Below are 15,599 nucleotides of genomic sequence, written 5' to 3' on the forward strand. Positions count from 1 at the left end.
CGACACCGGTGAAAACCTGGTCGGCCTCTTGGAAAGCCGCCTCGACGCGATCGTCTACCGCGCCAAGTTCGTTCCGACGGTCTTCGCCGCCCGTCAGTTCGTCAACCACGGCCACGTCACGGTCAACGGCACCAGGGTCAACATCGGCTCCTACCGCTGCCAGCCGGGCGACGTCATCGAGGTTCGCGAGCGCTCCAAGCAGCTTGCAAGCGTTCTCGAGGCAACCCAGCTCGCCGAGCGCGACGTTCCGGAATATATCGACGCCGATCATTCCAAGATGGTTGCGACCTACGTACGGGTTCCGGCGCTTGCCGATATCCCCTACCCGGTCATCATGGAACCGAACCTCGTCGTCGAGTTCTATTCGCGCTGATTTTTCTCACGCGGATTGCATTTCGAAAAGCCGCTCCTCCGGGGCGGCTTTTCTTTTGTCCGGCGCATGTTGCGTTTAGTGTGGGTATCAAACCCCGAGAGGACGACCATGGACCTGCAGGCCATTGCCGACGACATTGTGCGCGATCTTTCCCCCCGGCTCGGCGAGGGCAAGGTGGCCGATTATATTCCCGAGCTTGCCAAGGTGGACCCGAAGCAGCTCGGCATCGCGATCACCACCGTCGACGGCACGACCTACCGCGCCGGCGATGCGGAGACCGCCTTTTCGGTCCAGAGCATTTCCAAGGTCTTCATGCTGACGCTCGCGCTCGGCAAGGTGGGCGAGACGATCTGGCGCCGCGTCGGGCGCGAGCCCTCGGGCTCGGCCTTCAACTCGATCATCCAGCTGGAGCACGAGCACGGCATCCCCCGCAATCCCTTCATCAATGCCGGCGCCATCGTGGTCTCCGACATCGTGCTGGCCGGCCACCGCCCGCGCGAGGCAATCGGCGAGTTCCTGCGTTTCATGCATTATGTCGCCAATGACGAGAGCCTTTATATTGACGAGGCGGTGGCCCGATCCGAGCAGCGCACCGGCTATCGCAATTTCGCGCTCGCCAATTTCATGCGCGGCTTCAACAATGTCGAACACCCCGTCGACCATGTCCTCGGCGTCTATTTTCACCAATGCGCGCTTGCCATGAACTGCGTCCAGCTTTCCCATGCCGGCCTGTTCCTTGCCAATCGCGGCACCAATCCGCTGACGGGCTTTTCCGTCGTCTCGCCCAGGCGCGCACGGCGCATCAGCGCGATCATGCTGACCTGCGGCCATTATGACGGCTCCGGCGATTTCGCCTTTCGGGTCGGCCTTCCGGGAAAATCAGGCGTCGGCGGCGGCATTCTCGCCGTTGCCCCCGGCAGGGCCTCGATCGCCGTCTGGTCGCCGGGACTTGACGAGACCGGCAATTCCCTGCTTGGCAGCATTGCGCTGGAAATGCTTGCCGCACGCACCGGCTGGTCGGTGTTCGGCACCTGAACGGCACGACCCGGCAATGCAAATGTTGAATGAAAGTGACGAGACCATGAGCGACGCAGAGACCCTCGAGGAAACCACGGCGGAAGACGGCGCCTTCCGCGCGCTGTTTGCCGATGCGCCCTCCTCCGTCAGCTTTCAGCGGCTGCGCAAGCGGCTGTTGCGACAGGCGCGCCAGGCGATCTCCGATTTTTCCATGCTGGACGGGCAGAAGCGCTGGCTCGTCGCGCTTTCGGGCGGCAAGGACAGTTACGGGCTTCTCGCCGTGCTGATGGAGCTGAAATGGCGCGGTCTGCTGCCGGTCGAACTCATTGCCTGCAATCTCGATCAGGGCCAGCCGAATTTTCCGAAACATGTTCTGCCCGGCTATCTCGAGAAGCTCGGGGTCAGATACCGGATCGAATACAAGGATACCTATTCGATCGTCACCGACAAGCTTTCGCCGGGTTCCACCTATTGCTCGCTCTGCTCGAGGCTCCGGCGCGGCCATCTCTACCGGATCGCACGCGAGGAAGGCTGCGATGCGCTGGTGCTCGGCCACCACCGCGAGGACATTCTCGAAACCTTTTTCATGAACCTCTTCCACGGCGGCCGGCTTGCCACCATGCCGGCCAAGCTCTTGAACGATGACGGAGACCTGACGCTTCTGCGCCCGCTTGCCTATGCGGCGGAAGACGATCTGGCGCGCTTTGCCGAGGCGATGCGCTTTCCCATCATCCCCTGCGATCTCTGCGGTTCGCAGGACGGGCTGGAGCGCAACGCAATGAAGCAGATGCTGGCCGACATGGAAGCCCGCATGCCTGGTCGCAAGGAAGTGATGCTGCGGGCGCTCTGCAATGCGAATCCCTCGCATCTTCTCGATCCGAAGCTTTTCGATTTTGCCGGGTTGAGACCTCAAGCCGACTGAAGTCCGGGATCGGAAGACGGCTTTTCGGGTCCGCGATATTATGTCAGTTTCACTAAACTTTCGGTCATCTTCCTGAAAAGAGAAGGTTCTGCGCCTCGCGGCCTTGCCGTTTGTCTGCCACGATGCCACAAAAGGCCACCATCAAACACGAGAGGTGATGTCGTGGAAAAAGCAGAAATCGGCCTGATTGGTCTGGGTGTCATGGGCTCCAACCTCGCCCTGAACATTGCCGAAAAAGGCAACAGAATCGCCGTTTACAACCGCACGGTCGACAAGACGCGCGCCTTTTACGCAAGCGCCGGCGACCTTCAGAAAAACATTGTGCCGACCGAAACGCTTTCGGAATTCGTGGCCGCCATCCGCCCGCCGCGCCCGCTCATCATCATGATCAAGGCCGGCGATCCGGTCGATCAGGAAATCGAAAAGCTGCGCCCCTATCTCGGCAATGGCGACATCATCATCGATGCCGGCAATGCGAATTTCCATGATACCCGCCGCCGCTTCCAGGAGCTGGAAGGCACGGGCCTGACATTTATCGGCATGGGCGTTTCCGGCGGCGAGGAAGGCGCGCGTCACGGTCCCTCGATCATGGTCGGGGGCACGGAAGACAGCTATGCCCGCGTCGAGAAAGTGCTGACCTCGATCTCGGCGAAATATGCCGACGACCCGTGCTGCGCCTGGCTCGGCCCGGACGGCGCCGGCCACTTCGTCAAGACCATCCATAACGGCATCGAATATGCCGACATGCAGATGATCGCCGAAATCTACGGCATCCTGCGCGACGGCGTCGGCATGAGCGCCTCGGAAATCGCCCATGTCTTCAGCGAATGGAACAATGGTCGACTGAATTCCTTCCTGATCGAGATCACCGCCAAGGTGCTGACGGCGACCGATCCGGAAACCGGCAAGGCCATGCCCGACATCATCGTCGATGCCGCCGGCCAGAAGGGCACCGGCCGCTGGTCCGCGATCGAAGCGCAGCAGCTTGCCGTCCCGGCCACCGTCATCGAGGCCGCCGTCGCCGCCCGTTGCCTGTCGTCCATGCGCGATGAACGCAAGGCCGCCGAGCCGATGTTCAACAAGGAAGAACTGGAATTCAAGATCCCGCCGGGTCCCTGGCTCAACCGCGACCTGGAGCTGGCGCTCTTCGCCGCCAAGATCGCGGCTTACGCACAGGGCTTCGACGTGATGGCATCGGCCTCCGAGCAGTATGGCTGGAACCTGCCCATGCCGGAAATCGCCCGGATCTGGCGCGCCGGCTGCATCATCCGCTCGCAGTTCCTCGACGAGATCACCAAGGCCTTTTCCGAAACGCCGGATGTTGCCAACCTGATCGTCACGCCCGCCTTTGCCGGCATGGTCAACGAGTGCCTGCCGTCGCTGCGCCGCATCGTTGCCGCCGCCACCTCCGCCGGCCTTCCGGTGCCGGGCCTCGCCTCGGCGCTCACCTATTTCGACGCCTATCGCCAGTCGCGCGGCACCGCCAACCTGATCCAGGCGCAGCGCGACTTCTTCGGCGCCCATGGGTTCGACCGTCTCGACGGCCTCGACATCCATCACGGCCCCTGGGGCAGCGGCGCGGCCTGAAGAAGGCGCATCGCAGGATCACGAAACGGAAAAAGCCCCGCCGGCGCGGGGCTTTTTTTTTGCAAGGCGCTCGTTCTGCCGGGCTCCCGGCAACAGGAAGGAGCGGTTACTCCGCGTGGATCGCCACGCGATTGCGGCCATCGCGCTTGGCCTCGTAAAGCGCCTTGTCGGCACTCTTGATCACCGGATAGACCGAGGGCTCATCTTCGGACGACTGGGCGACGCCGGCGCTGACCGTTACGGTGACGTCGCCGCCGAAAACCTCGCCGGCAAGCTGTTGCCTGATATCTTCTGCAATGCGGGCGGCATTGCTCAGGAGCGCATCATTGAGGATGACGCAGAACTCCTCGCCGCCGTATCGCACCACAAGGTCGCTTCCGCGGATGCGCCGCGAAATGATTTCGGCAAAGCGCGCCAGCACGGCATCGCCGAAACTGTGGCCGTGCGTATCATTGACGGTCTTGAAATGGTCGAGGTCGAACATGATGACGCAGAAGAGTTCGGTCGTGTCGTGGTTCGGATTGCGCCGCTCCAGCACTTCCAGCGCCCGGCGGTTGGAGAGGCCGGTCAGCGCATCGCGTTCGGCAAGTTCCTTGAAGGTGTTGTGCTCGACTTCGCGGTTTTCTTCCATCGCCAGGAGATAACCGAGAATCATCGCGCCGAGCACATTCCTGACGACAAGCACCGGCAAGGACTTCGCCGCCGTGTTGATCACGAAATCGAGCGGCATCAGAAGAACGCTGGAAAGGCTGAGGGAAATCGCAAGCCCGAGAAGCGCAAGGTTGCCAAGATCGCGCCTCGGGCCGCGAATGCGCACGAAGACGAGCGCGATGACGGCGGCCATGATGATGCTGACCGTTCCGGGCAACATGCCGGCGCCGCCAATGGATATTCTGACGGCGACGGTGACGACGCAGGCAATCAGCGCCGCCCAGAAACCGCCGAAAAGCGCGGCCAGGCCCACCATGACAACGCGGATGTCAACGACGATGCCGGGACCGACCACCAGCGGATCGATCATCGTGATGGCCGCGCCGAGGCTGAAGAGGACGCCGATCGCGGGCCCCGACCAGAGCGACGGCAAGCGAGAGCGCAGGATGGCGCGGTAGGTCAGAATGACCAATGCGGCCAAACCCACTTTCTCCAGCATGCTCGCGAGAATACCGAAACTCTCTATCATCAGTCGCTGTCCCGCTTTCCGGTTTTTTCGCCCGTTCCCATTCTCCGGCAAGAACGACGGGTGATGCCTCCCACCGAAGGCGCCTCGCAGCGCCACGGCTTTCGGTCACAGACATTTCAGGGGAAACGCATCACGCAATTGGGGCCGTTGTTACGGTTAATGCCCCGTTCACCACAAGTAAAAAATGTCCACAAAGGCTAACCGTCCCCTGCTCAATCTTCATTTGCATAAAGGGTTGGCTTGATCGGGCGAGCCGATTGGCCCAAAACTTAAGGCTCCGCAGCAGACAGCAGAAAGACACACCGGCAATGTCAGCAACCGTATTTCCTCTGCCACCCGCGAAACTGATCCCCGTGACCGGTATCGAGGAGCGCTTTCCGGTTCGCCGCGTCTATTGCGTGGGACGGAACTACGCCGCCCATGCGGTGGAGATGGGCCACGACCCCGATCGCGAGGCGCCGTTTTTCTTTCAGAAGAACCCCGACAACCTGCTTCTGCCGGGCCTTTCCTTTCCCTATCCGAGCCGCTCGGCGAATGTGCACCACGAGGTCGAGTGTTATGTGGCGCTTCGGGCCGGCGGCAGCGATATCAACCTTGAGAAGGCTCTCGACTGCGTCTACGGCTATGGCGTCTCGGTGGATTTCACGCGGCGCGATATACAGGACGAGGCGAAAACGAAGAGCCGGCCCTGGGAGATGGCGAAGGCCTTCGAGCATTCGGCGCCGGTATCCGAAATCGCGCGCGCCGCGGATATCGGTCATCCGGACGCAGGCGCGATCACGCTTTATCGCAACGGCGCGGAAACCCAGCGCGGCGACCTCAGCCAGATGATCTGGAAAGTGCCGGAAATCATCGCGGAACTGTCTCGCTACGTCATGCTTGCGCCCGGCGACATCATCCTGACCGGAACGCCCTCCGGGGTGGGGCCGGTTTCACGCGGCGACAGGATCGCCTGCGAGATCGACACTGTCGCAAAACTTGCATTCGACGTGATCTGATATACTCTGACGTTTCTCAGGAGGACGGAAATTGACGATTTACGCGCTCGGCGACCGCCGACCGACACTTCCCGCGCAAGGCGCCTTCTGGATCGCACCCGATGCTGCGGTGATCGGCAACATCATCATCGGCGATGACGTTGGTATCTGGTTCAGGGCCGTGTTGCGCGGCGACAACGAACCGATCACCATCGGCGCCGGCAGCAACATACAGGACGGCGTGATGATCCACACCGACATGGGCGCGCCCGCGACCATCGGCAGGGGCTGCACGATCGGCCATCACGCCATCATTCACGGCTGCACGATCGGCGACAACAGCCTCGTGGGCATGGGCGCCACCATTCTCAACGGCGCGGTTATCGGCAGCAACTCCCTTGTCGGCGCCAATGCCCTGGTGACGGAAGGCAAGACCTTTCCCGACAACAGCCTTATCGTCGGCGCTCCGGCGAAGGCGGTGCGCACGCTCGATGCGGCTTCAATCGAGGGTCTGCGCCGCTCGGCGACAAGCTATCAGGAAAACTGGAAGCGGTTCGAACGCGAACTCACGGTTATCGGAAGCGGTTCAACCGGATGAATCCGTCGCCGTTCATCACCTTGCCGAAACGCGACCAGGCGCTTGACGAATTGATCGGCAGGCAGCTTTCGCGCAAGGGCTGGGTGCTGACATTTCCGCCGGAACTCGAAGAACGGTTCAATGCCCATATCCACGCCAGCCGCCATCGCCAGATCGTCCGCACTGCGCTGGTCGGCATCGCTTTTCTGTTTGCCTTCGTTATCGTCGACCTGGTCTACCGCCCGGACCTGATTGTGGAGCTCTCGATCATCCGGGCAGGCGTTATCGGCGTTCTGGTGGCAGCGCTGTCACTGGTGATCGCACAGCGCCACGACACGCGACTGCCGGGACTGATGTCGATCCTCGGCATCTCCGTCGCCTCGCTCGGAGCCGGGTTGATGCTGGTCACGGTCGGCAATCCGATCGTGCGCTATGAGCCCTATACCTTCATTCTTGTCGCCGTCATCGCCAATATCGCCCTGCCCCTGCGCCCGCCCCAGGCGCTTCTGGCCTCGGGGATCAACTTCGCCATCGCCGTCTACTTCATCCTGCCTCTGCCGACGCTCACTTCCGACGAGAAGACCTCGCCGCTGATCTTTCTTCTGGCGACGACGACGCTGACGCTGCTCGCCAACCTGCGGATCGAAACCATCGAGCGAAAGATCTTCCTGCTTTACCTGCGCGAGAAGCTGCGCGGCGAGGCGCTTTTGAGCGAGTATCGCTCGCTCGATCATATCTCCAACACCGATGCGCTGACCGACCTTGCCAACCGGCGCCTGTTTGACGAATGCCTGCGGCAAAGCTGGGAGACGGCGCGGTTCAGCGGCGAGCCTCTGACCCTGCTGATGATCGATATCGATCACTTCAAGGGCTATAACGACACCTACGGCCATCCGGCCGGCGATGAGTGCCTCAAGCAGGTTGCCGCCGCGCTCAAGGCGAGCACGCGCGCCGAAAGCGACCTGCCGGCGCGTTTCGGCGGCGAGGAATTCGCGCTGGTGCTGCCGAACTGCGAGGAAAATGGCGGGCTGAGAATGGCCGGCCGGATCCACGAGGCCATCGCCCGGATCGACATCCCGCATGCGACAAGCCCGCTGAAGCGGCTCTCCGTCTCGATCGGCGTTGCGACCGAACGCCCCTCCAGGACGCATCACGAACCGCGCAGCCTGCTGATACGGGCGGACCGGGCGCTCTATGCGGCCAAACAGGCAGGGCGCAACCTGACATCTCTCGACAATCCGGGCGAGGAAGACCGGCAGCCTTCCGCGGCGAAAAGCGGTAGCGACACGGCCGAGCAAAAAGCTTCCTGACCGGCGCCTATGCCATTCAGCTTCGGCAGGCCTCGCACAGGCCGCGCATTTCCACCGTCATCCGCTCGGGCCTGAATTTTCTGCTCTGCGCCAGCGCCGCCAGCGCATGTTCTATTTCATGGGCATGGAACTCGATCACCGCGCCGCACCCCTCGCAGATGGCAAAGGCGGTCATGCCGTGATGGGTGCAGTCCTCGTCCGGATGGGCGCAGGCGACATAGGCATTCATGCTTTCCAGCCGGTGCACCATGCCGGCATCGGTGAGTTTGTCGAGCGCGCGATAGACCTGAAGCGGCGCCTTGAAACCGTGATCCCTCAGCCTGTCGAGGATGGTGTAGGCGCTGAGCGGCCCGTCGCTGCCGGAAAGGCAATCGAAGACGAGAGACTGGTTGCGCGTCAGTTTACGGGTGGCTATGGGCATGACAAAACCTCCTTCATGCGCGTCGGACTGCAAGAGGCGCCAGGCCGGCAACGAACAACAGCATCGCGGCGACGACGATCGACGGTCCCGAGGGCGTATCATAATAGAGCGAGGCATAAAGGCCCATCACCACGGAGACCGCACCGATCAGCGAGGCGATCATCGCCATGGCCTCCGGCGTCCGGGCAAAGCGGCGCGCGGTCGCCGCCGGCACGATCAGCAGCGACGTGATCAGCATGATGCCGACGATCTTCATGGCGATCGCGATCACCAGCGCCATCAGCAGCATAAAGACGAAGCGCGCTGTTTCAGGCCGCAGGCCTTCCGCCTGCGCGATTTCCGGCGAGACGGTCGCGGCAAGCAGCGGCCGCCACAGCGCGACAATCGCGCCGACGACGACCAGCCCGCCCAGCCAGACGATGGCAATATCGGCACGCGTGACCGACAGGATGTCGCCGAAGAGAAAGCTGATGAGATCGACCCGGACCCAGGTGAGGAAGGAAACGATCACCAACCCGACGGCGAGCGTCGAATGGGCGAGAATGCCAAGCAGGCTGTCGGTGGAGAGGGCCCGTCGGCGCTCCAGCAGAATGAGCAGGACCGAAATCGCCGTCGCGACCACGAAGACGCTGAGGGTGAGATTGACGGCAAAGAGCAGCGAGAGCGCGACGCCGAGCAATGCCGAGTGCGCCATGGTATCGCCGAAATAGGCCATCTTCCGCCAGATGATGAAGCAGCCGAGCGGCCCCGCCATCAGGGCAACGCCGATGCCGGCAATCAGCGCGCGGGTGAAGAAATCGTCAAGCATGGGATTTCTCGCCGTCATGATGCGCGTGGTGGCCGTCCTGCGGATGACAATGGTCGGTCACCGAGCCATCAGCATGGCGCACCCGGCCGTCCGGCATATGGGTGTGGTCGTGATGGTGGCGGTAAAGCGCCAGCGCGCCCGATGCCCGCCCGCCGAACAGCGCCTGATAGGCCTCGCTGCCGCTGACGGCCTCTGGCGTTCCCGTGCAGCAGACATGGCCGTTGAGGCAGACCACAATATCGGTCTGCGCCATCACCACATGCAGGTCGTGCGAAATCATCAGCACGCCGCAGCCCTGGCGGTCGCGGATCTTCGAGATCAGCTCGTAAAGCGCAATCTCGCCGGAATAGTCGACGCCCTGCACCGGTTCGTCGAGCACCAGCAGGTCCGGCTTGCGGGCGATTGCCCGGGCCAGAAGCGCCCGCTGGAATTCGCCGCCCGACAGCGTCTGAACGCTTGCCTCTTCCATATGAGACAGGCCGACCGCCTCCAGCGCCTCGGAGATCTCCGCGCGCGACAGCGGCCCCGTCACCGTCATCAGACGGCGCACGGTCAGCGGCAGCGAATGATCGATATTGAGCTTCTGCGGCACATAGCCGATCTTCAAGCGGGACGCGCGCCACACCCTGCCCTCGTCCGGCTCGAACACGCCGATCGCCATCCTCGCGCTCGTCGATTTGCCGGCGCCGTTCGGCCCGATCAGGGTGACGATCTCGCCGCGGCGCACATCGAAGCTGACGCCGCGCACCAGGAAGCGCCCCTCGCGCCTGATCCCGGCATCCTGCATCGAAACCAGCAGTCCGGCCTCGTCATTGGTCTTGGTCAATTTCTGAAAACTCCGTCTTGCGGCGTTCTATGACATACGTTATAGCATTACGCAATTGATGTAATAACATTACATTCCCATGCAAGTGAGGTCCTGATGAAATCCCTTCATACGCTTCTTCTCGCAACGGTTGCCGTTTCGGCCGCAGGCGCCGCCATCGCGGACGATAACCTGAAGGTGGTCACATCGATCAAGCCGCTCTATTCGCTGGCAACCGCAATCACGGCCGGAACGGAGACCGAGACGACGCTTCTGGTCAAGGGCGCGGCCTCGCCGCACACCTACAGCATGGCTCCCTCCGAGGCCCGCGCACTGCAGGAGGCCGACGTCGTGTTCTGGATCGGCCCGGCGCTCGAGCACTTCCTCGACAAGCCGCTCGAGGCGCTCGGCGGCAACGCCGAGATCGTGGAGCTGGAGGAAGCCCCCGGCGTGGAAACGCTGGAACCGCGCGAGGGCGGCGCCTTCGACGTTCATGACCACGATCATGACGAGGATGCGCATGCCGAGCACGATCACGACGACCATGGCGAAGCCGGAGACGAGCACGGGCACGGGCACGGGCACGAAGAAGCCGGACACCATCATGACGGAGAAGTCGACCCGCATATGTGGCTCGATCCGTTGAATGCGCGGGCCTTCGCCGCCGCCATGGCCGAAACCCTGTCTCAACGCGACCCCGCCAACGCCGAAATCTATGCGGACAATGCCGCGAAACTGGAGACCAGGCTCGACGAACTGACCACCGGCATCCAGGCCCAGATCGACAGCGTTCCGGCAAAACCCTATGTGGTCTTCCACGACGCCTACCACTATTTCGGTCATCGCTTCGGCGTCGAGGCGGCAGGTTCGATCACCGTCAATCCGGAAGCGCCGCCGAGCGCCCAGCGCATTCGCGAAATCCACGACAAGCTGACGGAACTGGGAGCGGCCTGCGTCTTCTCCGAACCGCAATTCCCGCCGAAAATCATCGACGCGGTCATCGAGGGAACCGACGCCCGCACCGGCGTTCTCGATCCGCTGGGCGCCGGCCTTGAAGACGGACCCGACCTCTACTTCGTTCTGCTGGAAAACCTGGCCGGCAATCTGACCGACTGCTTTGTGGCCGAATAAACGCCATGAAGACTTCCCCCGGGCACGCGCATGGCCGGGGGAAGTGGCCTGCGGGTGTCGTAGCTGCCACCCGCAGGCTTTTTTTATTTCTTGCGTTCGGGGCCTTTCCGCTCGGCCGATCTCGCCCAGATGTTGATATTGGCGTCGAGCGCGTAGGTATCAATTTCCGCCAGTTCGGCATCGGTGAAATCGGGATTGTCGAGGGCTGCCACGCAGTCGGTCACCTGTTCGGGACGGCTCGCGCCGATCAGCGCCGTCGTTACCCGGCCCTTGCGCAGCGCCCAGGCGAGCGCCATCTGCGCCAGCGTCTGGCCGCGCCGCTCGGCGATCGCGTTCAGCGCGCGGATATGGGCGATCGTCTCGTCCTTCAGGAAGGCCTGCTGCAGCGACTTGCCCTGGGCGGCGCGGCTGTCTTGCGGGATGCCGTTCAGATATTTGGACGTCAGCATGCCCTGGGCGAGCGGCGAGAACACGATCGAGCCGAGACCGAGTTCCTCCAGCGTATCAAGAAGCCCGTCGTCCTCGACCCAGCGGTTGATCATCGAATAGCTCGGCTGGTGGATGACGAAGGGCGTCTTCAGTTCCTTCAGGATCGCATAGGCCTCGCGGGTGCGCTGCGAATTATAGGACGAGATACCCACGTAAAGCGCCCTGCCCGAACGGACGATATGGTCGAGCGCCAGCATGGTTTCCTCAAGCGGCGTGTCGGGATCGAAGCGGTGCGAGTAGAAGATGTCGACATAGTCGAGACCGAGCCGTTTCAGGCTCTGGTCGCAGGAGGCGATCATGTATTTGCGGCTGCCCCATTCGCCATAGGGACCCGGCCACATGCCGTAACCCGCCTTTGACGAGATGATCATTTCATCGCGCAGGCCGGCGAACTCCTTCTTCATGATCGAACCGAAGGCCGTCTCGGCGGTGCCCGCCGGCGGGCCGTAATTGTTGGCGAGATCGAAATGGGTAATGCCCGCGTCAAAGGCGGTCTGGCAGATCGCGACCTTGCGCTCGCGCGGCGTGTCGTCGCCGAAATTGTGCCAGAGCCCCAGCGAGATTGCCGGCAGCTTCAGGCCCGAAGTGCCGCAGCGGTTATATTTCATCGTGTCATAGCGCGTTTCGGACGGTGTCCAGCTCATTATTGTCATCCTGATTTCGACGTGGCGCCCCGGTTCAGGGACGGAACCTTCGCGTGAAGAGGCGCTAGTGGGAGAAAGCGCGCGGCAAAAAGCCGCCCGCCATTGGGAAAATCCAGGCCGGACTATAGTCCATTCGCCCGCAATGATCCATGTTCTTGGCTGCCGGGCCGAAGGGATCGGTTGGCGCGATCGGATTGAAGAACGGCATCATCCGCCAATGCGGCCGCTTTCCCTGGCGGCTATCCTGCCATCTCCCGTCGAGATCAGGAAAGGCAAACATCATGACAAGGACCGTTCTTATCACCGGCACGTCGAGCGGCCTCGGCCGCGCTGCGGCGCGGCTGTTCCAGGCCAAGGGCTGGAACGTGGTCGCGACCATGCGCGCGCCCGAGAAGGAAACCGAACTGACGCGTCTCGACCGCACGCTCGTCGCCCGCCTCGACGTGGAGGACCAGAGGTCGATCGAGAGCGCCGTCCAGGCCGGCATTTCGGCCTTCGGAGCAATCGACGTGCTGGTCAACAATGCCGGCTACGGCGCCTTCGGGCCGCTGGAGGCGACGCCGCTCGAGAAGGCCCGCCGGCAATTCGATGTCAATGTTATGGGCCTCATCGCCGTCACGAAGGCGCTGCTGCCGCATTTTCGCGCCCAAAAGAGCGGCGTGATCGTCAATATCTCATCGATCGGCGGACGAATGACCTTTCCGCTCGGGGCACTTTATCACGGCACGAAATTCGCCGTGGAAGGCCTGTCGGAATCGCTGCATTTCGAGTTGGAGCCCCTCGGCATCGCCGTGAAGATCGTGGAGCCGGGCGGCATACGAACCGATTTTTCCGGCCGCTCCCTCGACTTCAGCAATGATCCAGCGCTGGAGGAATACCAGCCGGTTGTGAACACGCTGCTTGAGGCCATCGGGCCGATGATGAAAAACGGCTCGTCGCCGGAAACCATCGCCGAAGTGGTCTATCGCGCGGCCACCGACGAAACGCCGCAACTGCGCTATGCCGCGGGCGAAGATGCGGTGGACATTCTCGAGAGGCGCGCCGCAAGCGATGACGCGACCTTCATCGGCGGTCTCAAGGCGCAATTCGGCATGGGCAACTGAAGCCGGATCATGCAGAATGCGTTGATGGGTCGAAGCGTTTCCAGGAAAAGCGGAAGCGCGCTATGAGGGATGAAGCCACATATGATGACGACCGGCTATGCGCTTGACGCCACGTGGCGTCCGTTGCTCAAGGATCTCGGCCTCGTGCCGGCCGACATCCTCAGGCGCGCCGGGCTCGCCGATGATCTTCTGCAGCGTCCCGGCCTCCGGCTCGCCTCGGAGGACTATTACCGTCTCTGGGAGGCGGTGGCGCAGGATGACCGGCTCTTTCCCCTGAAACTCTGCCGGGCCGTCCGCGCCGAATCCTTCTCGCCGCCCCTGTTCGCCGCCCTGTGCAGCCCCAACCTCGGCGTGGCGCTCAGCCGCATCAGGGCCTACAAGAAACTGATCGCGCCCATGCGCCTCGACCTCATCGAAACAGAGGATATTGTGACGGTCGAGATGACATGGCTTGATGCGCCATTCCACCCGCCGCAAAGCATGATCCAGTTCGAACTGCTTTTTGCCGTAACGCTCGCGCGCATGGGCACGCGCGAACTGATCAACCCGGTCGAGGTCGAAACGACCGCACCGCCGGCCCAGGCCGGGCCCTTCGAGGACTTTCTCGGCGCACGCATGAAACCGGCCGCGCGCAACGCCGTGACCTTCTCCGCGAGCGATGCCGCCCGCCCCTTCCTGACCTCGAATGAAAGCCTGTGGGACGCATTCGAACCGGGCCTGCGTGAACGGCTCGCCGATCTGGAGGAAGGCGCAACGACCGTCAGACGGGTGAAGGCCGCCTTGCTGGAAGGTCTGCCGAGCGGGCTCGCATCGATCGAGGCGGTGGCAACCAAGCTCTCGCTGAGCAAGCGCACGCTGCAGAGACGCATCGAATCGGAAGGTTGTTCCTACCAACAGATACTGCAGGAGACGCGCGAGGCCCTGGCCTGGCACTATCTGACGACAACGGCATTGCCGTCGGCGGAGATCTCGTTTCTCCTCGGCTTCAGCGAGCCGAATTCCTTCAACCGGGCGTTCCGGATATGGACCGGCCTTACGCCGGAAGGCGCGAGACATGCCGGAAGGGTCGGAACGCCGCCGCAGCGACGCTCCGCCTGAGGGCAAGGCATCGGGCCTTGTTACCGCAGAAGCGCCGCGGCCGCCTCGGCGTCGAGGGCCGCCGGCTGGGTGCAGGTCGTCGACAGCGGCACGAAAGCGCCGGTTTCGCCCGATCTCAGGATTGCCGCCATCACGTCGACCCCATGCAGCGCGCGTTCGAGCGAACAGCGGGCGTCACGCCCCTCGATCAGCGCCATCGCCATATCCGCCAGGCCCGCCGTGCGGTAGTTTGCCCGCCCGCCCTTGTCGAGGTTCTGGTTCGCCTTGCCGAAGGGATGATCGCCGAGGTCCAGCACCTCAACGGCGCCGTCGCGTCCGGCCGCCTCCACCGTTCCACCGAAGAAGTTCGGATCGGGCACGAACAGCGAGCCTTCGGTGCCGTAAAGCTCCATGGGGGAATGGCGGTGCGCCCACACATCCCAGCTTGCCGCAAGCGAGACCGTTGCGCCGCTTTCAAACTCGAGAAGCGCGTGGATATTGGTCGGCGTCTTGACCGGGATGATCTCGCCGCGCCGCGGTTCGGAGGTGATGGTGCGGGTCTCGTTCGCCATCGAGGTCAGCGCCGCCACCTGTTTCACCGGTCCGATCAGGTTGATCAGATTGGCGATATAATAGGGTCCGAGATCGAGAACCGGGCCGCCGCCCGGCAGGAAGAAGAAGTCCGGGTTCGGATGCCACATCTCCATGCCCGGGCTCATCACATGGCAGGTGCCGGAGGTGACCCGCCCGATCCCGCCCTCATCGATATATTTACGGGCGCGCTGATGGGCGCCGCCCAGGAACGTATCCGGCGCGCAGCCGACGGCAAGGCCCTTTTCCGCCGCGAGGCGTCCGAGTTCCTTGCCCTCGTCGACGGAAATCACGAGCGGCTTTTCCGAATAGACATGCTTGCCGGCTTCGAGCGCGCGCCGCGACATGTCGTAATGCGCCGCCGGAATGGTGAGGTTGACGATGACGTCGATCTCGTCATTGGCGAAGAGATCGTCCACGCCTTGCGCCGTGACGCCGTACTCCTCCGCCCGCGCCGCGGCCGCGGCCGCGTTGATGTCGGCGCAGGCCAGCACCCTGATGCCCTTGAACATCGGCGCGAGCGAAAAATAGGTCGCGGAAATATTGCCGCATCCGAGGATGCCGACACCCAGTTCCTTGGTCATGTT

General features: G+C 62.8%; 16 protein-coding genes. 10 read left to right on the forward strand and 6 right to left on the reverse strand.

What is annotated here, in order from left to right:
* From rpsD to gnd, 4 genes are all read left to right on the forward strand, one after another.
* On the forward strand, nucleotides 1–373 hold a 373-nt coding region (gene rpsD, locus AC5DC2_RS02225; RefSeq protein WP_491697347.1), incomplete at its 5' end, for a 30S ribosomal protein S4.
* A gap of 108 nt (nucleotides 374–481) precedes the next feature.
* Nucleotides 482–1,408, forward strand: coding sequence for a glutaminase (locus tag AC5DC2_RS02230; RefSeq protein WP_491697348.1), 927 nt, complete (start codon nucleotides 482–484; stop codon nucleotides 1,406–1,408).
* Between the two features lie 46 nt (nucleotides 1,409–1,454).
* The gene (gene ttcA, locus AC5DC2_RS02235) at nucleotides 1,455–2,312 is read left to right on the forward strand and encodes a tRNA 2-thiocytidine(32) synthetase TtcA (RefSeq protein ID WP_491697361.1); all 858 of its coding nucleotides are present in this window, start codon (nucleotides 1,455–1,457) and stop codon (nucleotides 2,310–2,312) included.
* Between the two features lie 162 nt (nucleotides 2,313–2,474).
* Nucleotides 2,475–3,899 (forward strand): NADP-dependent phosphogluconate dehydrogenase, encoded by a 1,425-nt coding sequence (gene gnd / locus AC5DC2_RS02240; RefSeq protein WP_024708020.1) that lies wholly within the window; start codon nucleotides 2,475–2,477, stop codon nucleotides 3,897–3,899.
* Between the two features lie 106 nt (nucleotides 3,900–4,005).
* Here the strand turns inward: gnd and AC5DC2_RS02245 are convergent, their stop codons facing one another.
* On the reverse strand, nucleotides 4,006–5,079 hold the full coding sequence (locus AC5DC2_RS02245; RefSeq protein ID WP_152534520.1) for a GGDEF domain-containing protein: 1,074 nt from the start codon (nucleotides 5,077–5,079) through the stop codon (nucleotides 4,006–4,008).
* A 308-nt stretch (nucleotides 5,080–5,387) separates the two neighbouring features.
* Between AC5DC2_RS02245 and AC5DC2_RS02250 the strand changes: the two genes are divergently transcribed.
* From AC5DC2_RS02250 to AC5DC2_RS02260, 3 genes are read left to right on the forward strand one after another with little or no spacing between them, the layout of a single operon-like run.
* Nucleotides 5,388–6,077 (forward strand): fumarylacetoacetate hydrolase family protein, encoded by a 690-nt coding sequence (locus AC5DC2_RS02250; protein ID WP_491697349.1) that lies wholly within the window; start codon nucleotides 5,388–5,390, stop codon nucleotides 6,075–6,077.
* A gap of 31 nt (nucleotides 6,078–6,108) precedes the next feature.
* Nucleotides 6,109–6,654, forward strand: coding sequence for a gamma carbonic anhydrase family protein (locus AC5DC2_RS02255; RefSeq protein ID WP_024708023.1), 546 nt, complete (start codon nucleotides 6,109–6,111; stop codon nucleotides 6,652–6,654).
* Complete coding sequence (locus tag AC5DC2_RS02260; RefSeq protein ID WP_491697350.1) at nucleotides 6,651–7,943, forward strand: GGDEF domain-containing protein; 1,293 nt, start codon at nucleotides 6,651–6,653, stop codon at nucleotides 7,941–7,943. Before AC5DC2_RS02255 ends, AC5DC2_RS02260 begins: the two co-directional genes overlap by 4 nt.
* A gap of 16 nt (nucleotides 7,944–7,959) precedes the next feature.
* Here AC5DC2_RS02260 and AC5DC2_RS02265 read toward each other — a convergent pair whose 3' ends face one another.
* From AC5DC2_RS02265 to AC5DC2_RS02275, 3 genes are read right to left on the reverse strand one after another with little or no spacing between them, the layout of a single operon-like run.
* Nucleotides 7,960–8,358 carry a Fur family transcriptional regulator gene (locus tag AC5DC2_RS02265; protein WP_024708025.1) on the reverse strand — a complete coding sequence of 133 codons (399 nt, stop codon included), beginning with the start codon at nucleotides 8,356–8,358 and terminating at the stop codon, nucleotides 7,960–7,962.
* Between the two features lie 19 nt (nucleotides 8,359–8,377).
* Nucleotides 8,378–9,172, reverse strand: a complete 795-nt coding sequence (locus tag AC5DC2_RS02270) for a metal ABC transporter permease (RefSeq protein ID WP_024708026.1) — start codon at nucleotides 9,170–9,172, stop codon at nucleotides 8,378–8,380.
* Nucleotides 9,165–9,959 carry an ATP-binding cassette domain-containing protein gene (locus AC5DC2_RS02275; protein WP_491697362.1) on the reverse strand — a complete coding sequence of 265 codons (795 nt, stop codon included), beginning with the start codon at nucleotides 9,957–9,959 and terminating at the stop codon, nucleotides 9,165–9,167. Before AC5DC2_RS02275 ends, AC5DC2_RS02270 begins: the two co-directional genes overlap by 8 nt.
* A 135-nt stretch (nucleotides 9,960–10,094) precedes the next feature.
* On the opposite strand from AC5DC2_RS02275, the gene AC5DC2_RS02280 reads away from it, so the two are divergent.
* A complete protein-coding gene (locus AC5DC2_RS02280) occupies nucleotides 10,095–11,108 on the forward strand; it encodes a zinc ABC transporter substrate-binding protein (RefSeq protein ID WP_491697351.1) in 1,014 nt (337 codons plus the stop codon).
* An 83-nt stretch (nucleotides 11,109–11,191) separates the two neighbouring features.
* On the opposite strand, the gene mgrA is transcribed toward AC5DC2_RS02280, so the two are convergent.
* Nucleotides 11,192–12,241 carry an L-glyceraldehyde 3-phosphate reductase gene (gene mgrA, locus AC5DC2_RS02285; RefSeq protein WP_491697352.1) on the reverse strand — a complete coding sequence of 350 codons (1,050 nt, stop codon included), beginning with the start codon at nucleotides 12,239–12,241 and terminating at the stop codon, nucleotides 11,192–11,194.
* A 281-nt stretch (nucleotides 12,242–12,522) separates the two neighbouring features.
* Here mgrA and AC5DC2_RS02290 point away from each other — a divergent pair, with 281 nt between their 5' ends.
* Nucleotides 12,523–13,344, forward strand: coding sequence for an SDR family oxidoreductase (locus AC5DC2_RS02290; protein WP_491697353.1), 822 nt, complete (start codon nucleotides 12,523–12,525; stop codon nucleotides 13,342–13,344).
* Nucleotides 13,345–13,425: 81 nt separating this feature from the next.
* Entirely contained in the window at nucleotides 13,426–14,442 is a 1,017-nt protein-coding gene (locus tag AC5DC2_RS02295; protein ID WP_491697354.1) for an AraC family transcriptional regulator, read from the forward strand.
* 20 nt (nucleotides 14,443–14,462) lie between these two features.
* Here the strand turns inward: AC5DC2_RS02295 and AC5DC2_RS02300 are convergent, their stop codons facing one another.
* Nucleotides 14,463–15,596 carry a Gfo/Idh/MocA family protein gene (locus tag AC5DC2_RS02300; protein WP_491697355.1) on the reverse strand — a complete coding sequence of 378 codons (1,134 nt, stop codon included), beginning with the start codon at nucleotides 15,594–15,596 and terminating at the stop codon, nucleotides 14,463–14,465.
* Between the last annotated feature and the right edge of the window lie 3 nt (nucleotides 15,597–15,599).

Source organism: Martelella sp., from assembly GCF_984369615.1.